Annotated in this window: 16 protein-coding genes; 8 read left to right on the forward strand and 8 right to left on the reverse strand. The window is 59.9% G+C overall.

What is annotated here, in order from left to right; genetic code table 11:
- Positions 1-285 precede the first annotated feature (285 nt).
- Both HB376_RS14915 and HB376_RS14920 read left to right on the forward strand, forming a co-directional pair.
- Positions 286-1,728 (forward strand): MFS transporter, encoded by a 1,443-nt coding sequence (locus HB376_RS14915; protein WP_213764440.1) that lies wholly within the window; start codon positions 286-288, stop codon positions 1,726-1,728.
- A 159-nt stretch (positions 1,729-1,887) separates the two neighbouring features.
- Positions 1,888-2,781 carry a ferritin-like domain-containing protein gene (locus tag HB376_RS14920; RefSeq protein ID WP_213764441.1) on the forward strand — a complete coding sequence of 298 codons (894 nt, stop codon included), beginning with the start codon at positions 1,888-1,890 and terminating at the stop codon, positions 2,779-2,781.
- A gap of 115 nt (positions 2,782-2,896) precedes the next feature.
- Here HB376_RS14920 and HB376_RS14925 read toward each other — a convergent pair whose 3' ends face one another.
- Entirely contained in the window at positions 2,897-3,622 is a 726-nt protein-coding gene (locus tag HB376_RS14925) for a TetR/AcrR family transcriptional regulator (protein WP_213764442.1), read from the reverse strand.
- 197 nt (positions 3,623-3,819) lie between these two features.
- On the opposite strand from HB376_RS14925, the gene HB376_RS14930 reads away from it, so the two are divergent.
- From HB376_RS14930 to HB376_RS14940, 3 genes are all read left to right on the forward strand, one after another.
- Positions 3,820-5,001: an isovaleryl-CoA dehydrogenase gene (locus tag HB376_RS14930; RefSeq protein WP_213764443.1), complete on the forward strand. Its 1,182-nt coding sequence runs from the start codon at positions 3,820-3,822 to the stop codon at positions 4,999-5,001.
- A 16-nt stretch (positions 5,002-5,017) separates the two neighbouring features.
- Entirely contained in the window at positions 5,018-6,625 is a 1,608-nt protein-coding gene (locus HB376_RS14935; RefSeq protein ID WP_213764444.1) for a carboxyl transferase domain-containing protein, read from the forward strand.
- Positions 6,626-6,746: 121 nt separating this feature from the next.
- Entirely contained in the window at positions 6,747-8,768 is a 2,022-nt protein-coding gene (locus tag HB376_RS14940) for an acetyl/propionyl/methylcrotonyl-CoA carboxylase subunit alpha (RefSeq protein WP_213764445.1), read from the forward strand.
- Positions 8,769-8,777: 9 nt separating this feature from the next.
- On the opposite strand, the gene HB376_RS14945 is transcribed toward HB376_RS14940, so the two are convergent.
- Entirely contained in the window at positions 8,778-9,284 is a 507-nt protein-coding gene (locus tag HB376_RS14945; RefSeq protein ID WP_213764594.1) for an OmpA family protein, read from the reverse strand.
- 248 nt (positions 9,285-9,532) lie between these two features.
- On the opposite strand from HB376_RS14945, the gene HB376_RS14950 reads away from it, so the two are divergent.
- The gene (locus HB376_RS14950; RefSeq protein WP_213764446.1) at positions 9,533-10,606 is read left to right on the forward strand and encodes an AI-2E family transporter; all 1,074 of its coding nucleotides are present in this window, start codon (positions 9,533-9,535) and stop codon (positions 10,604-10,606) included.
- Positions 10,607-10,747: 141 nt separating this feature from the next.
- Here HB376_RS14950 and HB376_RS14955 read toward each other — a convergent pair whose 3' ends face one another.
- The 3 genes from HB376_RS14955 to prpB are packed head-to-tail and all read right to left on the reverse strand — an operon-like array spanning position 10,748 to position 14,315.
- Positions 10,748-12,196, reverse strand: a complete 1,449-nt coding sequence (locus HB376_RS14955; RefSeq protein ID WP_213764447.1) for a bifunctional 2-methylcitrate dehydratase/aconitate hydratase — start codon at positions 12,194-12,196, stop codon at positions 10,748-10,750.
- A 22-nt stretch (positions 12,197-12,218) separates the two neighbouring features.
- Positions 12,219-13,391 carry a 2-methylcitrate synthase gene (gene prpC / locus HB376_RS14960; protein WP_213764448.1) on the reverse strand — a complete coding sequence of 391 codons (1,173 nt, stop codon included), beginning with the start codon at positions 13,389-13,391 and terminating at the stop codon, positions 12,219-12,221.
- 30 nt (positions 13,392-13,421) lie between these two features.
- Positions 13,422-14,315 (reverse strand): methylisocitrate lyase, encoded by an 894-nt coding sequence (gene prpB / locus HB376_RS14965; protein WP_213764449.1) that lies wholly within the window; start codon positions 14,313-14,315, stop codon positions 13,422-13,424.
- 169 nt (positions 14,316-14,484) lie between these two features.
- Between prpB and prpR the strand changes: the two genes are divergently transcribed.
- Positions 14,485-16,377 (forward strand): propionate catabolism operon regulatory protein PrpR, encoded by a 1,893-nt coding sequence (gene prpR / locus HB376_RS14970; RefSeq protein ID WP_213764450.1) that lies wholly within the window; start codon positions 14,485-14,487, stop codon positions 16,375-16,377.
- Between the two features lie 18 nt (positions 16,378-16,395).
- Here prpR and HB376_RS14975 read toward each other — a convergent pair whose 3' ends face one another.
- The 3 genes from HB376_RS14975 to pcaH form a co-directional block, all read right to left on the reverse strand.
- A complete protein-coding gene (locus tag HB376_RS14975) occupies positions 16,396-16,701 on the reverse strand; it encodes a DUF2288 domain-containing protein (protein ID WP_213764451.1) in 306 nt (101 codons plus the stop codon).
- 79 nt (positions 16,702-16,780) lie between these two features.
- A complete protein-coding gene (pcaG, locus tag HB376_RS14980; protein WP_213764452.1) occupies positions 16,781-17,371 on the reverse strand; it encodes a protocatechuate 3,4-dioxygenase subunit alpha in 591 nt (196 codons plus the stop codon).
- 2 nt (positions 17,372-17,373) lie between these two features.
- Positions 17,374-18,084, reverse strand: coding sequence for a protocatechuate 3,4-dioxygenase subunit beta (pcaH, locus tag HB376_RS14985; RefSeq protein ID WP_213764453.1), 711 nt, complete (start codon positions 18,082-18,084; stop codon positions 17,374-17,376).
- Positions 18,085-18,183: 99 nt separating this feature from the next.
- Here pcaH and pcaQ point away from each other — a divergent pair, with 99 nt between their 5' ends.
- A complete protein-coding gene (gene pcaQ / locus HB376_RS14990) occupies positions 18,184-19,218 on the forward strand; it encodes a pca operon transcription factor PcaQ (RefSeq protein WP_213764454.1) in 1,035 nt (344 codons plus the stop codon).
- The last annotated feature ends 17 nt before the right edge of the window (positions 19,219-19,235 follow it).

The raw sequence follows: 19,235 nt of genomic DNA on the forward strand, positions 1-19,235 counted from the left end.
GGGTGACTGAGAGCACCTGGCTGGCAGCACGCATCGATGTGCGGACTGTGTGTTGGTTAAGTTAAGTGATGGTTATGATTGTTAGCTTCGGTAACACGACTGTAAGCTTTATGAATTTATTGTAAATAAGAATCATTGTCAATGATGATCGGGAAGAATGTTCCGATGTCTGCAACAAATTTGCAGATACGCCGTTAAAATGCGCGCCGGGCAAGCTGCCCGGGCGCTCGACAAAATGGCGCGTTACTGGCGGGAAAACAGGCCCCGACAAGGAGACATAAATCGATGACAACCGCTCAGGACCTAGCCCTTTCCCGATCTGATCACGACCATGCATCGGACGCGGCATCGGACGTATTAAGCGCGGGCACGATCTCCGCACGGCTCGATCGCCTGCCTGCGACCCGCTCGATGTGGATACTCGTCGTCTTGCTGAGCCTCGGGTTCTTCTTCGAACTCTACGATTTGCTGTACTCCGGCTACGTCGCGCCCGGGCTGGTCAGGAGCGGCATTCTCACGTCTACCACCGTCGGCCTGTTCGGCATGACCGGCGTCGCGAGTTTTATCGCGTCGCTGTTCCTCGGCTTGTTCATCGGCACGATTGCTTGCGGTTTTCTCGCCGATCGTTTCGGGCGCCGCGCGATCTTCACTTACTCGCTGCTCTGGTACACGGCCGCGAACGTGATCATGGCTTTCCAGGACACGGCCGGCGGCCTCAACTTCTGGCGCTTCATGGCGGGGTTGGGCATTGGCGTGGAGTTGGTGACGATCGGCACGTACATCTCCGAACTGGTGCCCAAACACATTCGAGGCCGCGCCTTCGCGTGCGAGCAAGCGGTGGGTTTCGCGGCCGTGCCGGTGGTCGCATTCCTCTCGTACGCGCTGGTGCCGAACAAGCCCTTCGGTTTCGATGGCTGGCGCTGGGTCGTATTGATCGGTGCACATGGCGCGCTGTTCGTGTGGTTCATCCGGCGCGCGTTGCCTGAGAGCCCGCGCTGGCTGGCGCAAAAAGGGCGGCTCGCGGAAGCGGACGCGGTGATGACGGCGCTGGAAGCGAAGGTCGAGAAAGAATATGGGCGGCCGTTGCCGCCGCCCGCCGCGCCGGATCCCGTCAGCATGCGCGGAAGCTTCCGCGATATGTGGGCCGCGCCGTACGGCAAACGCGCGACCATGATGATCATCTTCAACGTCTTCCAGACGGTCGGTTTCTACGGCTTCGCCAACTGGGTGCCGACCCTCCTGATTCATCAGGGCATCACGATCACGACCAGCCTGATGTACTCGACGATCATTGCAATTGCCGCGCCGGTCGGGCCGATCATCGGCTTGTTCATCGCCGATAAATTCGAGCGCAAGAGCGTGATTGTCGTGATGGCGGGCTTGATCGTGGTCTGCGGACTGGTCTTCAGCCAGGTCTCGGGCGCGGCCCTTTTGGTCTGCATGGGCGTAGGGCTCACGCTCGCCAGCAACATCATGTCGTATAGCTTCCACGCGTATCAGACCGAGCTTTTTCCCACCAGCATCCGGGCGCGCGCGGTCGGCTTCGTGTATTCGTGGAGCCGCTTTTCGGCCATTTTCACGTCGTTCTTTATCGCGGGCGTGTTGAAGGCGTTCGGCACGACCGGGGTGTTTATGTTTATCGCCGGGGCGATGGTGGTGGTGATGCTGGCTATCGGACTGATGGGGCCGAAGACGCGGGACCTGGCGCTGGAACAAATCTCGCATTGAGTTTTCAATCACGCCTGTGAGCGTGATTTCGCCGTGATCTCGTCGCGATTTCGTCGTTATAGGACGCTATACGGCCTGGCGGCTGCGCCGGGCCAACGCGGCAGAAGCACGCGCGTTATGCCAAAATCTGCATAACGCGATTAATTCTCCCGTTACGCCATGTCCGACACGCTCACGCCTGCCGAAGCCGACTACGCGATGCGTCACTGGACGTATCGATCCACCGGCCAGATCAAGATTGGCTCCGCACAACATAAACGTATGTTCTGCGAGATGCTGCTCACTACTCACAACCCCTACAAACCCGCGGTCATCGACTGGCCGATGCTCGCGCCCGCCGTGCTCAAACGCGTCACGTCGCTGCCTATCTGGGATATTGCGGTGCAGACCGAAGGCCGCGCGTCGATTCGCGTGTCGACCTATGCGCGCGGTATCGAAGACCCGCTGCTGCGTGAAGCCGTCACCATGAACGGCGCCGAGGAGGCGCGTCACAAGATCGTGCTGTCCCGGCTGGTCCAGGCATACGGCATCGAACTCGCGCCCGAACCACCGTATCCCGCCCCGAAGGACGCGTTGCGCGCGTGGATGCTCACGGGCTACAGCGAATGCATCGATAGTTTCTTCGCCTTCGGTTTGTTCGAAGCTGCGCGCCAGTCGGGTTATTTCCCCGAAGAACTGGTTGAAACCTTCGAGCCGGTGATTCAGGAAGAAGCGCGCCATATCCTGTTCTTCGCGAACTGGGTGGCGTGGTACCGGCGCAGCCTGCCGTGGTACCGGCGGCCCTGGTTCTTCATGAAGACCGCCGGCGTGTGGTTCTCGCTGATTCGCGACCGGATATCGCTGGCACGCGGAATTGACACCAGCGGGGCCGCGCAGGACATGAATTTTCCCGCGAATGTGGGTGATTCGGTGGGCGGCGGAGTATCGGCGAGGGCGCTGATCGATTTGTGCCTGACTGAAAACGAGCGCCGCATGGGCGGTTACGACGTCCGCCTTTTGCGGCCCGTGACAGTGCCCTGGCTCGCTCGGATTGCGCGGCGGTTCATTAAATAGCAACTAACTGTCTGCCGGTTTTTACCCCGTGGATTGGCGGGGCTTGTGATTTGCTTTGTTACGTGAATTTGCAACTAACTGTCCGCCGTACTCGCGTCCGCGAGTTTCCGCCACTTCACTTCTCCCGGCTCGCCGCCGCTTCGAACCGCCTCGACGCTTCTTCCACGTCCTGTCTGAACTGCGCAAGCGCAGTCAGGCTGGCAGCGGGGGGCTGTAGCGCGGTCCACAGCACGTCGATGAGTTCATCGGCGGTCGTATCGATCTGAGCCTGACTCAGATGCCGCTTCGCCAGCGCCGCGTCCCACAGCACGTGCTCCATTGGCCCGAAGACCAGCGAGCGCATCAACCGCAACGGCAAGTCGGCTCGCACCTGGCCGACTGTCTGGCCATGAGCGAGCACGTTCATCAGCGGCGCGGTATAGCGGCGTTGAAGGTCGGTGAGCGTGTCGCTGAGGTCATGATGTTTCGTGCGCCCCTCCGATAAAACCAGCGCACACAAGCCCGTCCCGTTCACCAGCATCAGCCGCAAATGCGTCCTGACGATAAACGCAAACTGCTGGCGCACGCTGCCGTCGCGAGGCAGTCCGGATTCGAATGCATCGATGATCTCGTCATACCAATCCGCGATCACGCGCGCGCACAACTCCCGCTTGCCACTGAAATAGCTGAACACGGTTGCCTCTGAAATCCCGGCACGCTGGGCGATTTCGGCGCTCGTGGCGGCGTCGTAGCCTTTCTCGGCGAAGACTTCACGCCCGGCCTGAAGAATGTCCTTCACGCGCTGCTGCGACTTGACCCCGGCGGGCGTGCGGCGATTTCCGATTACAGGGGTAGAGGACATAGAAAGGTGTACGCGATGATGAACCAGATGTGAGCGTAGCTCAAATCCCTATTGACGGGAAGTGGTCTTCGGCATGAAACTGCCGTCCATCATGGAAATTATCGAGTGTGAGTGCGACTCATAGTTGGGTCGATCATTTGATCCTGCAAGCACCACGCTGCCGACCTCGAGCCGATACACCGAACAAGGAGACCCGCATGAACGACGTACCTGGTCTGAATTTTTTTCTGGGCGAAGACATCGACATGTTGCGCGACTCGCTCGCCAATTTCGCCGCGAAGGAGATTGCGCCGCGTGCCGCTGAAATCGATAAAACCGATCAGTTCCCAATGGATCTCTGGAAGAAATTCGGCGATCTGGGCGTGCTCGGCATGACGGTGTCCGAAGAGTACGGCGGCGCGAACATGGGTTACACGGCGCACATGGTCGCGATGGAGGAGATTTCGCGGGCGTCGGCGTCGGTGGGCTTGTCGTATGGCGCGCATTCCAACTTGTGCGTGAACCAGATTCATCGCAACGGCACAGAAGCGCAGAAGCGCAAATATCTGCCGGGGCTCGTCTCGGGCGAGCATATTGGCGCGCTGGCAATGAGCGAGCCGAACGCTGGATCGGACGTGGTGAGCATGAAGCTGCGCGCCGATGAAAAAGGCGATCACTACGTCCTCAACGGCACGAAGATGTGGATCACCAACGGGCCGGATTGCGACACGCTCGTGGTGTACGCGAAGACGGATATTGAAGCCGGCGCGAAGGGCATTACGGCGTTTATCGTCGAGAAGGGCATGAAGGGGTTTTCTGTCGCGCAGAAGCTCGACAAGCTCGGCATGCGCGGCTCGCATACTGGCGAACTCGTGTTCGAGAACGTGGAAGTGCCCAAGGAAAATATCCTTGGGGTATTGAACGGCGGCGTGAAGGTGCTGATGAGCGGCCTCGACTATGAACGCGCGGTGTTGGCAGGCGGCCCGACGGGCATCATGGTCGCGTGCATGGACGCGGTCGTGCCGTACATCCACGACCGCAAGCAGTTCGGTCAGGCGATCGGCGAATTCCAGTTGATTCAAGGCAAGGTCGCCGATCTTTATACGACCTTGCAGGCGTGCCGCGCGTATCTCTACGCAGTGGGACGTCAACTCGATACGCTCGGTGCCGGTCATGGCCGCCAGGTCCGCAAGGATTGCGCGGGCGTGATTCTTTACACGGCCGAAAAAGCGACGTGGATGGCTGGCGAAGCGATCCAGATTCTCGGTGGTAACGGCTATATCAATGAGTATCCAGTGGGCCGCCTGTGGCGCGATGCTAAGTTGTACGAAATCGGTGCAGGCACCAGTGAAATTCGGCGCATGTTGATCGGCCGTGAACTGTTCGCTGAAACAGCTTGAGCGGGTAGACAAGAACATGCCGATCATCGAATCGAAACTGAATCCACGCAGCGACGAATTTCGCGCCAACGCGGCGGCGCTCGAAGCGCTCGTCGCTGATCTGAAGGAAAAGGTCGCGAAGATCGCGCTAGGCGGCGGACAAGCGGCTCGCGACAAACATGTGTCGCGCGGCAAGCTGCTGCCGCGCGATCGCATCGCGCAATTGCTTGATCCGGGCACGCCATTTCTCGAGTTGTCGCAACTAGCCGCGTACGGCATGTACAACGACGACGCCCCCGGCGCCGGCGTGATCACGGGCATCGGCAGGATTGCGGGCCAAGAGTGCGTGATCGTCTGCAACGACGCAACCGTGAAGGGTGGCACGTACTATCCGGTGACGGTGAAGAAGCATCTTCGGGCGCAAGAGATTGCGGAAGAGAACCGCTTGCCGTGCGTGTATCTCGTCGATTCCGGGGGCGCGAATCTCCCCAATCAGGACGATGTATTTCCCGATCGCGATCACTTCGGCCGCATCTTTTATAACCAGGCGAACATGTCGGCGAAGGGCATCTCGCAGATCGCCGTGGTGATGGGATCGTGCACCGCAGGCGGCGCTTATGTGCCTGCAATGAGCGATGAATCGATCATCGTGAAGAATCAGGGCACGATTTTTCTGGGCGGTCCGCCGCTGGTGAAAGCTGCAACAGGCGAAGAAGTCAGCGCGGAAGATCTGGGCGGTGGTGACGTACATACGCGCTTGTCAGGCGTTGTCGATCACCTCGCCCAAAACGACGCCCACGCGCTGGGAATTGCGCGCAGCATTGTCGGCAATCTGAATCGCGTGAAGGTCTCGCCGCTGGCGCTTAAAGAACCGCTGCCGCCGCGTCATGATCCGCATAGCTTGTACGGCGTGATTCCGTCGGACACCCGCAAGCCGTTCGACATCCGCGAAGTGATCGCGCGCATTGTCGACGACTCCGCTTTCGATGAATTCAAGGCCCGTTATGGCATGACGCTCGTATGCGGTTTTGCGCATATCTGGGGCCATCCGGTCGGCATCATTGCGAACAACGGTATCCTGTTTTCGGAGTCGGCGTTAAAGGGCGCCCACTTCATTGAACTGTGTTGCCAGCGCAAGATTCCGCTCGTGTTCCTGCAGAACATCACGGGCTTCATGGTCGGGCGAAAGTATGAAAACGAAGGCATTGCGCGCAATGGCGCAAAGATGGTGACGGCCGTTGCAACGGCGAAGGTGCCGAAGTTCACGGTGATTATCGGTGGCTCGTTTGGCGCGGGAAATTACGGCATGTGCGGCCGCGCTTATTCACCCCGTTTCCTCTGGATGTGGCCGAATGCGCGCATCTCCGTGATGGGTGGCGAGCAGGCCGCGTCCGTGCTCGCGACCGTGCGCCGCGATGGTATAGAGGGCAAGGGCGGTACGTGGTCGAAGGAAGAGGAAGAAGCCTTCAAGTCGCCGATTCGCGAGCAGTACGAAATACAGGGGCATCCGTATTACGCGAGCGCACGCCTGTGGGACGACGGCGTGATCGACCCGGCGCAGACGCGCGATGTGTTGGGGCTTGGGTTGGCGGCTTCCATGAATGCGCCTATCGAGGACACGCGTTTCGGCGTGTTCCGGATGTGACGGCAGCACTTGGCGCTTTAGCGCTTAGTGCTGCCCCATGCTTCGCGGACGGCAGGACTTGGCGCTTCAGCGCTTAGTCCCCGTCCCCTGCAAAGCTGACCTCTTCCTACCAGGCTTCGTCATGTTCAACAAAATACTGATTGCGAATCGCGGCGAGATTGCGTGCCGGGTGGCTGCAACCTGCAAACGATTAGGCGTGGGCAGCGTGGCGGTCTATTCGGACGCAGACGCCCAGGCGAAGCACGTTGCCGTCTGCGATGAAGCCGTGCACGTAGGCGGCGCGGCTGCGTCCGAGAGTTATCTTCGGATCGAAAAGATCATCAACGCTGCGTTGGAAACCGGTGCGCAGGCCGTGCATCCGGGGTATGGGTTCTTATCGGAGAACGAGGACTTTGCGCGGGCTTGCGAGAAGGTTGGGCTAGTGTTCATAGGGCCGCCCGTCGAGGCCATCTCCGCGATGGGATCGAAGGCGGCGGCCAAGGCGCTGATGCAATCGGCGTCGGTGCCATTGGTGCCGGGGTATCACGGCGACAGCCAGGACCCCGCGTTGTTGCAAAAGGAAGCGGATGGAATCGGCTACCCCGTGCTGCTGAAAGCAAGCGCGGGTGGCGGGGGCAAGGGCATGCGCGTGGTCGAGAAAAGCGCGGATTTTGCGTCGGCGCTGTTGTCATGCAAGCGTGAAGCCGCGAGCAGTTTTGGCAACGATCGTGTGCTGATCGAAAAATATTTGCAGCGTCCGCGGCATGTGGAAGTCCAGGTATTCGCAGATCAGCATGGCAACGCCGTGTATCTTTTCGATCGCGATTGCTCGGTTCAGCGCCGGCATCAAAAGGTGCTCGAAGAAGCACCCGCGCCGGGTCTCTCCGATGAAGTCCGCCGGGCGATGGGCGAAGCCGCGGTCGCGGCCGCGCGCGCGGTGAATTACGTTGGGGCAGGCACGGTCGAGTTCATCATGACCGGTGACGGCCAGTTCTATTTCATGGAGATGAACACGCGGCTACAAGTCGAACATCCGGTGACTGAAATGGTGACGGGCCTCGACTTGGTCGAGTGGCAACTACGCGTGGCGAGTGGTGAACCGTTGCCGTTGTTGCAGGATCAGTTGAAGGTGAACGGTCACGCGATCGAAGCGCGTATCTACGCGGAGAATCCATCGCGCGGGTTCTTGCCGTCGACAGGAACGCTGAAGCATTTGCGTCTGCCTGACGCGGTCGAGTTCCAGCTGAACGGCAACGTGCGCATTGATAGCGGTGTGCGCGAAGGCGATACCATCACCCCGTTTTACGATCCGATGATCGCCAAGCTGATTGTGCACGGCCGCGATCGTGACGATGCGCTGATGCGCATGGCGCTTGCGTTGAAACAATGCGAGGTGGTGGGTCCGTCGACGAATATCGAATTCCTGCATCGGATTGTGGTCAGCGTTCCCTTCTCGGCGGCCGATCTCGATACGGGTCTGATCGAGCGTCATCACGATACATTGTTCGCGCCATCGACAGTGCCAAAAACGCAGGCGCTTGCGTTGGCTTGCGCCGCGTTGCTCACGCGTGAAGGCGGCGAGGCGCATGGCGTGTCGCCGTGGGATGCGTTGTCCCACTGGCGGATGAGCGGTGGCTACACGCAGGCGTTGAACTGGCGCCTCGCGGGTTCGGACGATGAAATCCTGGCCGTCTTTACACGCGATTCAACATCAGGCCACGCCGATAACAAACAACTCGAACTGCTCGGCGAAACGCTCACGTTCGACTGGTCGCATGGGGATGAGCCACATGCGTTCGTAGTGCTGATCGACGATAAGCGGATCAAGGGCCGTGTGTTTATCGACGGCGATGTGTTCCATGTGTTCTACGCCGGTGCGTCGCTGGCGTTCGAATGGCAGAACCTGCTGGCGCATGCCGCCGATGCCGAGCATGGCGAGGGCCGCTTGACGGCGCCGATGCCGGGCAAGGTGATTGCGGTGCTGGTGGAGGCGGGCGCGGTGGTCGAGAAGGGTGCGCCGCTGCTGGTAATGGAAGCCATGAAAATGGAGCACACCATTGTTGCGCCAGCGGGCGGCACGGTGGGCGAGATTTTGTTCAGCGTGGGCGATCAGGTTACCGATGGCGCCCAGCTATTGGTGATGGAAGTGCAGCCCGCGAAATGACGCGAAGCGTCATTTCGTCTTGAAGCTCCCCAATAGCGTTTCTTCAGTTTCCGTCTTCACGATAATCTCCACGCGCCGGTTCAACGCGCGCCCTTCGGGCGTGTCGTTGGTCGCGATCGGTTCCAGGAATGCGATCCCTTTTGTCTTGATGCGCGCAGCAGGAACGCCGCGTGCGACTAGCGCATCGCCCACGGCATTGGCACGCGCCGTGGACAGCGCCTGGTTGTAGTCGAACGCGCCGACGTTGTCCGTGTGTCCTTCGACCATGATCGGGCGCGTGCTGCGCTTGAGGAGCACGGCTGCACGATTGAGCACGGCGATGCTTTCGGGGCGCATCGAGGCTTCGTCGAAGTCGAATAGCGCCGATTCCTGAAGACGCAGCTCCACGCCCTCGCGCACCGGATGGACGACGATGCCGACCTTCTGGTTGAGCGCTTCTTCCTTCGACCGGTTCAGACCGGAAGCGCAGCCAGCGAGCAAGGCCGTGGTTGCGCACGCGTTCACAATCGTTTGAATGGCTTTCACTGCATGTCTCTTGAACGGATGCCGGGACGGGGGTTCCGATTATAGGGAAACGAAAATGGCCAAGTGTGAAATTAGAACAACATCCGGAAAGCCCGTTGAAAGCGCTCCGGCCTTGATTCTGGCCGATACCGGCCCGACTTACAATGCAGGGTTGGTACTCAGTTGGAAGTCTCCGTGAGACAGGGTTTGAAGCGGTTTGCGGGCTTTCACCCAAAGAAGAAATAACAAGGGCGTTTTATATGATTCCACGCGATCAAACCTCTGCGGACGAAAAGGACCGCACGCGGCGTCTGCAACGAACCGCGTCGGGGTTGCTGTACGCGGTGCTCGTCGCCGTTGCGATCTGGATGATCCGCGACTTCATTCCTGCTGTGGTGTGGGCAACGGTCATCGCCATTGCGTTATGGCCGTTGCTGACCTGGCTCGAACAGCGGCCGATGTTCAGGGAGCACCGAACTTGGCTTGCGGTGGGATTGACCGTCGTGATCGGGCTGGTGTTCGTAGTGCCCTTTATTCTGGTCGCGGCGCAGGCGGGAAGCGAAGCCCGTGACTTGATGCGCTGGTTCCATGAATCGCTGAGCACGGGTATTCCCATGCCTGATCTCGTCAACCATCTGCCTGCGGGGTCGAAACAGATATCGGCGTGGTGGCAGGAGAATCTTGCTACGCCGCTGGGTTCATCGCCGGCCGTGAAGCACTTTCATAGTGCGACGGTGGTTGCCATGACGCGGCACTTCGGCGGTCGGGTGGCGCACGGGCTGGTCGTGTTCGGCTTCATGCTCGTTACGCTGTTTTTCCTGTTCAAGGCGGGGTCGAAACTCGGGGAGCAGTTGCTTGAAGCGTCGAGGCGCGGGTTCGGTTCGGATGGCGCATCGCTCGTGCGGCGTATGGCCGACTCGGTTCGCAGCACGGTGACCGGACTGGTGGTGGTGGGGCTGGGCGAGGGTGCACTGCTTGGCGTGGCTTATGTCGTGACTGGCGTGCCGCACGCCACGTTGCTCGGCATGCTGACCGCCATCGCCGCGATGTTGCCGTTCTGTGCACCAATTGTCTTCATTGGCGCGGCATTGTGGCTGCTTGCTCAGGGCTCAATGGTGGCGGCGGTCTGTGTCGCGGTGTTCGGGTTTATTGTTGTGTTCGTGGCCGAGCACGCTGTGCGGCCAGTGCTGATCGGCGGCGCGGCGAGGTTGCCGTTTTTGCTGGTGCTGTTCGGGATTCTGGGTGGAGCGGAAACGTTCGGTCTGGTGGGGCTGTTTATCGGGCCGGCATTGATGACGATCCTGGTCGTGCTTTGGAATGACTGGGTGCATTGATGGGGGGTGTTGAGGAATGCGGAAGAACATGCAATGCTTATTCGTCGACGCAATGAGCCATGCAGCGTTTATTGAAGGCCGTTCCATCAACTCGCGTTGGAACGGCCTTCTCTCACGACAGGCTAGCGCGTCCTGCCTTGCTCAAATCACGTACAAATCTACATATTCATTGACCGGCATTGCTTCGAGCGTTGCCTGATCCAGCGATACCGCGAGGATTGCCTCTTGCTGCTTGGCTGGGAAACGCCGTGCGAGGTTGGTCCTGAACTTCTCGACCAGAAGGGGGATGCCGTCTTCCCGGCGACGCTTGTGTCCAATCGGATATTCGACGACCACCTCGTCGAATTTCGAGCCGTCGTTAAACTCGACCGTGAGCGCGTTAGCGATCGAACGTTTCTCCGGATCGTGATAATCCTTCGTGAATTGCGGGTCTTCCACGCATTCCATCTTCGCGCGCAAGGTGTCGATACGTTGATCCTTCGCTATGCCGTCCTCGTAATCCGAAGCGGTCAGGCGACCATGGATCAACGGCACGGCGATCATGTATTGAATGCAGTGATCGCGGTCGGCGGGGTTATCGAGCGGACCCTTTTTATCGATGATACGAATCGCCGCTTCATGCGTGCGGATCGTGATCTTCTTGATGTCTTCAACTTTTTTGCGGGTTTCCGCGAGCTTGGCGTGCAAGGTCATTGCCGCTTCCACCGCCGTTTGCGAGTGGAATTCAGCCGGGAATGAGATCTTGAACAGCACGTTCTCCATCACGTACGAGCCGTATGGACGCTGGAATTTGAACTCGTTGCCCTTGAAGAGCACGTCGTAAAAACCCCATGTTTTAGCGGTCAGAACCGATGGATATCCCATCTCGCCCGTCTTCGCGATCAACGCGAGACGCACGGCGCGCGAGGTCGCATCGCCGGCGGCCCACGACTTGCGCGAGCCCGTGTTCGGCGCATGACGATACGTGCGCAGCGAATGACCATCCACAAAAGCCAGCGATACCGCATTGATCAACTCATCGCGCGTGAGGCCGATCATCTGACCGACCACTGCAGTGGATGCCAGTTTCACCAATAAAACGTGATCAAGCCCAACCTTGTTGAACGAGTTTTCCAGCGCGATACAGCCTTGAATTTCGTGCGCCTTGATCATCGCGATCAGGACGTCTTTCATCGACAGAGGCTTCTTGCCGGTAGCCACCGCGTTACGCGAAAGCCAGTCGGCCGTTGCCAGGATGCCGCCGAGATTGTCCGACGGATGGCCCCATTCGGCAGCGAGCCATGTGTCGTTGAAGTCGAGCCAGCGGATCATCGCGCCAATGTTGAACGCTGCCTGAACCGGGTCGAGCTGGAAAGAGGTGCCGGGCACCTTGGCGCCGTTGGGGACAATCGTGCCGGGCACGATGGGTCCCATCAGCTTGGTGCAGGCAGGATAGGTCAGTGCTTCGAGTCCGCAGCCGAGCGTGTCGATCAGGCAGTTGCGCGCGGTGTCGAGCGCGAGCGTGCTGTCGACTTGAAAGTTGAGAACGTAGTCGACGATATCGACTAATACTCGATCCGGCTCGGGCCGGACGTTGGAAATATGGCTCATGTGTTTAACAGGTCTCCGTAATTTATTTGCGTTTGTTCAACGGCTCGAACTTCAGGTCGTCCGGGCCCGTGTAATTTGCACTCGGCCGAATGATCTTGTTGTCGATACGCTGTTCGATGATGTGAGCGCTCCAGCCCGAGGTCCGCGAGATCACGAACAACGGCGTGAACATGGCCGTGGGCACGCCCATCGCGTGATATGAAACGGCGCTGAACCAGTCCAGGTTCGGGAACATCTTCTTTGCGTCCCACATCGTTGTTTCCAGGCGCTCGGCGATGTCGTAGAGCTTCGTGTCGCCGGCTTCCTTGGAAAGCTTTTTCGCGATTTCCTTGATCACCTTGTTGCGCGGATCGGAGATCGTATACACCGGATGACCGAAGCCGATTACGACTTCCTTCGCTTCCACGCGACGACGGATATCGGCTTCCGCTTCGTCGGGCGTCTGATAACGCGATTGGATATCGAACGCGGCTTCATTCGCGCCGCCATGCTTCGGACCACGCAACGCGCCAATGCCACCGGTAATGGCCGAGTACATGTCCGAGCCCGTGCCGGCAATCACGCGACAGGTGAACGTCGATGCATTGAATTCATGCTCGGCGTACAAGATCAGCGACGCGTGCATCGCATCGACCCATGACTTCGACGGCGGAACACCATGCAGCAAATGCAGGAAATGCCCGCCGATGGAATCGTCATCGGTCTCGGTTTCAATGCGCCGGCCGTTATGAGAATAGTGGTACCAGTACAGCAGAATCGAGCCGAGCGAGGCCATCAGGCGGTCGGCAATATCCTTGGCGCCGGAGATGTTGTGGTCTTCCTTCTCGGGCAGCACGGTGCCAAGCACGGAGACGCCGGTGCGCATCACGTCCATTGGGTGAGCGGATGCGGGAATCCATTCCAGCGCGGCTTTCAGGTTCGCGGGCAAGCCACGCAAACCCTTGAGCTTGGCCTTGTAGGTCTTGAGTTCAGCGACGGTCGGCAGCTTGCCATGCACGAGCAGATACGCGATCTCCTCGAACTCGGACGTCCCGGCAATATCGAGGATGTCGTAGCCGCGATAATGCAAGTCATTGCCCGTCTTGCCGACGGTGCACAGCGCGGTATTGCCCGCCGTCACGCCTGACAGTGCGACCGATTTCTTCGGTTTGAAGCCGCCGGTGGCGGGTGCTTCTTTCGCTAACGTATCGCTCATTTGTGTCTCTCTCCTGATAGGGTTGACGCGTTACTTCGCCTGATTGAACAGGGCGTCGAGCTTGTCTTCGAACTCGTGATAACCAATGCTCGCGTACAGTTCCTCGCGCGTCTGCATGGTGTCGAGCACGTTGCTTTGCGTGCCGTCGGTGCGGATCGCGCGATACACGTTCTCCGCGGCCTTGTTCATCGCGCGGAACGCTGAAAGCGGATACAGCACGATCGATACATCCACGCTGCGCAGTTCTTCAACGGTGAAAAGCGGCGTTGATCCGAACTCCGTAATGTTCGCGAGGACCGGCACCTTCACGGCATCGACGAATTGCTTGTACATCTTCAGGTCCGTCATGGCTTCCGGGAAAATCATGTCGGCGCCAGCTTCGACGCAAGCACGTGCCCGTTCAATCGCCGCTTCCAGACCTTCCACCGCCAGCGCATCCGTGCGTGCCATCACGACAAAATTCTCGTCGGTGCGGGCATCGACTGCGGCCTTCACGCGATCCGCCATTTCCTGCTGCGAGACGATCGCCTTGCCCGGCCGATGTCCACAACGCTTGGCGCCCACCTGATCTTCGATATGCATCGCGCCCGCACCCGCCTTGATCAGCGACTTCACCGTGCGTGCAATGTTGAAGGCGCTCGGACCGAAGCCCGTATCGACATCGACCATCAGCGGCAGATCGCAGACATCGGTGATGCGGCGAACGTCGGTCAGGACGTCGTCGAGTGTGGAAATGCCGAGGTCGGGCAAGCCCAGCGAGCCCGCGGACACGCCGCCGCCCGACAGGTAGATCGCCTTGAAGCCGGCATGTTTGGCGAGCAGCGCGTGATTCGCATTGATCGCGCCGACGAGTTGCAGGGGCTTTTCAGCCGCGACCGCGGCGCGAAATTTCGCGCCGGCGCTGAGTGTTGCAGTTGAGCTCATAGATGTGTCTCCGTTGACCCGTTGATACAGCGCAAGTTGCCTGCCAGATTCCAAGGTTCTGATTTTTAAGAGATTAGACCTTCTTCACAGCACCACGAAATTTCATTAATGAAATCGTGGATTGCAAAAATGGCGTTAAACTTCACAATCCCTCGTTCAGCCATAAGTCATGAATCCACCTCCACGCATCTGGGCAGTTGGTATCAGCAAGTTGCGCGACCTGTATCGCGACATCGCGGCGGAGTACGACGGCATTGCGGATCTGCGCATCGTGCCGCTGGGGTATGAGGACGCGGTGCACGAGGTCGAGAACGCAGGCGATGCGCGTCCAGACGTGGTTGTTTCGGCGGGATCGAACGGGAGCTACCTGAAGGCGCGGATCAGCGTGCCGGTCGTACTCGTGAATCCGACCGGCTTCGACGTGATGCATGCGTTGGCGCGGGCGCGTCGTGAGGGCGACTCGGTCGGTCTCGTGATGCACGGCGAAACACCGTCCGAGCTCAAGCGGTTTTTCCGGGCCTTCGGTGCGGCAGTGGAATGCGCTTCGTATCTGTCTGCGGAAGACGCGGAGGCTTGCGTGCTCGATCTGCGCGACCGGGGTGTGCAAGCCATTGTGGGGCCGGGACTGGTGACCGAACTGGCCGAGAAGGCGGGCATGAAGTCGGTGTTTTTATACTCGCGCGCGTCGGTTCAGGGCGCCTTTGAAACCGCGCTGGAAGTCGCACGTGCCACGCTCACGGAAACGCAGCGGCGTCGGCGGCTGGATCAGGTCCTGCAGCATCTGCGTGACGGCGTGATCGCGCTGACCGCCGATGGCCGCATAGAAGCGCTGAGCGGCAAGATGGCCGACATGCTGCGGCTTGCGCCGTCGCAAGCGGTGGGCAAGCGGCTGGCCGATCTCGCGCCGGAAGTGGCCAACGCGGTGCCGAAGGAGCCGGGTGAATCGCTGGAGACGGTACGCGGGGCGAGTTATGTGGTGCATCGGAATGCATGGGGCGATGCGTCGACGTCGGCGGCTTCCGGTTCCATCATCACCTTCCAGGAGTCGGTGGCGTTGCAGCGCATGGACCGCTCCGTGCGGGCGCGGCAACGTGCGCCGCAACTGGTCGCGCGGTATCGGATTGAGGATCTGAGCGGGACGAGCGAGGCGATAGAACAAGTGCGGCAGCGCGCCCGGCGTTATGCGCGAACGGACGCCACCGTGCTTATCCGGGGCGAAAGCGGCACGGGCAAGGAACTGGTTGCGCAAGGCATCCATACCGAGAGCGCGCGACGCGAATTCGCGTTCGTCGCGCTAAATTGCGGCGCGTTCCCGGAGACCTTGCTGGAAAGCGAATTGTTCGGCTACGAGGAAGGCGCGTTCACTGGCGCGCGACGTGGGGGGAAAGCGGGGCTGATTGAATCGGCGCATCGCGGCACGCTTTTTCTCGATGAAATCGGCGAGATGCCGATGCCCTTGCAAAGCCGTTTGCTGCGCGTGTTGCAAGAACGTGAAGTGGTGCGTTTGGGTTCTACGGAACCACTGCAGGTCGATGTGCGCGTGGTCGCGGCGACGCATCGCGGGCTGAGCGAGCGCGTGAAGGCGGGGCAGTTTCGGGCTGATCTTTATTATCGGCTGAATATCTTGAATCTTGCTTTGCCGCCGCTGCGGGAGCGGTCATCCGATATTGCCGGGCTTGCCGCGCGGTTGCTGTGGCAGACGGGGCGCGTTGGGTCGGTCGATGCGGCGCATGGGGTGCTTGAACCGGCCATGCCATTGCTGGCGGCGTACCGATGGCCCGGGAACGTGCGCGAATTGCAGAACGTGATTGAACGGATTGCGGTAGAGCTGGACGAGATGCCGGGGATGCGAGTCACGCCTGAATTACTGAAGTCGATCGCGCCGGAACTTCAGGAAGACGAAACCGCTTCGGGCCCGGAAACGCTGAAGCAGCGTAGCCGCAAGGTAGAAGCCGATGAGATCCGCGCGATGCTGGATTCGTTCGGGGGAAATCGCGAGGAGGTCGCCCGGGCGCTTGGCATCAGCAAGACTACGCTTTGGCGGAAATTGGCGGGGCGGTGAAGGGGCTGCAGTGAACCCTCACCCGCGCTCCTGCACACAAACCCACGGCGAGACCACCACAGCCCAGAGTTCAGGATTGCGCGCAGCAAGATCCTCAGCCACCGCGGGCTCGACGCGTTCGAGCAATCCTGCCGACAACCACTCGGCGACCTGCTTCGCATCGTCACTGGCGACGGCTTCGGCCACACTCACCAGATCGATATCGCGAGCCACTTTCAACAACACGCCGCGCGCAAAAAACCGCTGCAGTTCAGACCATTCGATCTGCGCGGTTTCGGCGAAAAGTTTGAGATACAACGGACTAGCGGACTGAGCGTCTTTCATAGGGGAATCACAGGCAAGTTCGAGCGACCGACATCATAAACTATCGCGCCGGACGCTCTGCCTGGCTGCCAGCGACCGCTCAAAGATCGAAGAAAACCGTTTCCTTGGGTCCTTGCAAATGAATATCGAAGCGATAAATCGTATTCGATGTACCCGCTTCGCGTTGGGCGATCAGCGTGCTGCGCCGCTCCGCAGGAACGAGCGCAAGGACGTCATCGCATGCATTGGCTGCGGTTTCATCGTCGAAATAAATGCGCGTATAGGCGTGCAGCAACATGCCGCGCATCAACACGATCACATCGATATGCGGGGCCGAATCACTCCCCGTACTACCCGGTTTGACCGTGTCCACGACAAAGCGCAACGCCGGGTCCGTCCCCGTGCCCACCCGTGCGAAACCACGAAAACCCGACTCACGCGTTTCGGCGAGCGTGCTCACATAGCGACCGGTGGAATCGGCCTGAGCCATTTCGATCACGGCATCGCCGACCACTTTCCCGTCACCATCGAACACTTGCCCCACGATGCTGATGTGCTGCCCCGCCGATTCCCGATCCGCGATCGACGGCGTGAACAAGCTCTTCAGGTCGAAGTTGTATTGCTCGGGACACAGGCCGTAAGCGAAGTACGGTCCGACTGTTTGCGACGGCGTTTGTTTGTAGATGGTCATGTTCAAGCCTCCGTCGGGGTCTGGTTCGCGCCGCGCAGCACGATGTCGAACTCATAACCGAGCGCATACCCTTCCTCGGTCGTATCGATGGAAAAGCGCGAAATCAACCGGTTGCGTGCACGTTCCGGCGTGCCCTGGAAGATCGGATCGAGATCGAGCAGCGGGTCGCCGGGGAAATACATCTGCGTGACAAGACGTGAGCCGAAGTAGTCGCCGAACAGCGAGAAGTGGATGTGATTGGGACGCCACGCGTTCGAATGATTGCCCCATGGGTACGCGCCCGGCTTGATCGTGAGAAATCGATACCGTCCTTCGTTATCGGTCAGGCAACGGCCCGCGCCCAGGAAATTCGGATCGAGCGGCGCCGCGTGCTGATCGGCTTTGTGAACGTAACGCCCGGCCGCGTTCGCCTGCCAGATCTCCACCAGCGTATTGCGCACCGGCCGGCCGCTTTCGTCGAGCACGCGCCCCGTCACGATAATGCGTTCGCCCAGCGGCTCGCCATTCTTTGCGGCGTTGCGCGTGAGGTCATGATCGAGTTTGCCGAGGTCGTCGGCGCCATACACGGGCACGCGCCGGTCCTTCAGGTTCTCTTTCAACGGGATCAGCGGGCGCGACGGGCTACGCAGCACGGAGGACTTGTAGCCCGGATGGCAATAAGGCGGGTGGGAATCCCAGTCGCGCGGCGTCAGGATGAGGGAGGGGGCAGTCATTTTTTCTGTCTCGGATTTTTAAAATGTGAATCAACACTTTATCGAAGCCGTGAAGTTATGGAAAATGACCTTTTATGCATTCAGACATAACTGATCGTCATGGATACCGACCCTACATCGTCCGACGTGCCTGTCCCGGCTGGTGCGCTAAATAAGCCGACCAAGCTGAGTAAACCCGTCACGCCGCTCGCCAACTTGACCAGCGGCAGGATCAAGTTCCGGCACCTGCAGTGTTTCCTGGCGGTGACGCAATTCGGCAGCGTGCAACGCGCCGCCGATAGCCTCTCGATCACGCAACCGGCGGTATCGAAGACGATTGGCGAGCTGGAGTCCATTCTGGGCGTCCGGCTGTTCGAACGGGGCCGCCGAGGCGCCGCGCCCACGCGCGAGGGGAGACTGTTTGCACCTCACGCCGCGGCCTGCGTAGGGGCTTTGCGAGAAGGCGTGGATGAGTTGTCGCGGCACGGTATCGAGATGCCCGGCACGGTCGCGCTAGGCGTCCTGCCCACCGTCGCACCCGCGTTGCTGCCGCCCACGCTTGCCGCGTTTCGGGCGCACTGGCCGGATGTCTCCGTGCGGGTATGGACCGGGTCGAATTCGCAGTTGCTCGAACGTCTGAAATCCGCCGATACCGACCTGGTCATCGGCCGTTTGTCCGAACCTGAAGGCATGGTGGGGATGACCTTCGAGCAGTTGTACCGTGAGCCATTGACGGTCGTCGTGCGCCGTGATCATCCACTCGTGTACGAAAGCAATATCACGGCGTCGGTGCTTGCCCGCTTTCCGGTGGTCGTGCCGCCGTTTGGAACACTGATCCGCCAGTCCGCTGAAAGCGTGTTGACGGCGTTCGGCGCACAGGCGCTGAGTTCGCTGATTGAAACCTTGTCGGTGTCGCTCGGGCGCGCTCTTGCATTGCACAACGACGCGGTATGGTTCGTCCCGTCGAGCGTGGTGGAACATGACATCGAATTGAAGCTGCTTGCCCGCTTGCCCATGCCCTTCGCGAGTACCGATGAACCCATCGGCCTGATACTCCGCCATGACCGCGTCCGCTCGCCTGCGCTGGACAGCCTGATCGATGCAATCCGGGAAGCGGGGAGGCAGCGCGAGGCGGTTCGTATCGGTATGAAATAGCTTGGAGAGAGGCTTGC

This window comes from Caballeronia sp. dw_19, assembly GCF_018449515.1.
In the GTDB taxonomy this organism is placed as follows: domain Bacteria; phylum Pseudomonadota; class Gammaproteobacteria; order Burkholderiales; family Burkholderiaceae; genus Caballeronia.

Coding starts and splice junctions, on each gene's coding strand:
- HB376_RS14925 (WP_213764442.1), bottom strand. CDS start 3,622: ATGTCCTCTACCCCTGTAATCGGAAATCGCCGCACGCCCGCCGGGGTC.
- HB376_RS14930 (WP_213764443.1), top strand. CDS start 3,820: ATGAACGACGTACCTGGTCTGAATTTTTTTCTGGGCGAAGACATCGAC.
- prpB (WP_213764449.1), bottom strand. CDS start 14,315: ATGAGCTCAACTGCAACACTCAGCGCCGGCGCGAAATTTCGCGCCGCG.
- pcaH (WP_213764453.1), bottom strand. CDS start 18,084: ATGACTGCCCCCTCCCTCATCCTGACGCCGCGCGACTGGGATTCCCAC.
- HB376_RS14935 (WP_213764444.1), top strand. CDS start 5,018: ATGCCGATCATCGAATCGAAACTGAATCCACGCAGCGACGAATTTCGC.
- HB376_RS14955 (WP_213764447.1), bottom strand. CDS start 12,196: ATGAGCCATATTTCCAACGTCCGGCCCGAGCCGGATCGAGTATTAGTC.
- HB376_RS14975 (WP_213764451.1), bottom strand. CDS start 16,701: ATGAAAGACGCTCAGTCCGCTAGTCCGTTGTATCTCAAACTTTTCGCC.
- HB376_RS14920 (WP_213764441.1), top strand. CDS start 1,888: ATGTCCGACACGCTCACGCCTGCCGAAGCCGACTACGCGATGCGTCAC.
- HB376_RS14940 (WP_213764445.1), top strand. CDS start 6,747: ATGTTCAACAAAATACTGATTGCGAATCGCGGCGAGATTGCGTGCCGG.
- prpC (WP_213764448.1), bottom strand. CDS start 13,391: ATGAGCGATACGTTAGCGAAAGAAGCACCCGCCACCGGCGGCTTCAAA.
- pcaQ (WP_213764454.1), top strand. CDS start 18,184: ATGGATACCGACCCTACATCGTCCGACGTGCCTGTCCCGGCTGGTGCG.
- prpR (WP_213764450.1), top strand. CDS start 14,485: ATGAATCCACCTCCACGCATCTGGGCAGTTGGTATCAGCAAGTTGCGC.
- HB376_RS14915 (WP_213764440.1), top strand. CDS start 286: ATGACAACCGCTCAGGACCTAGCCCTTTCCCGATCTGATCACGACCAT.
- HB376_RS14950 (WP_213764446.1), top strand. CDS start 9,533: ATGATTCCACGCGATCAAACCTCTGCGGACGAAAAGGACCGCACGCGG.
- pcaG (WP_213764452.1), bottom strand. CDS start 17,371: ATGACCATCTACAAACAAACGCCGTCGCAAACAGTCGGACCGTACTTC.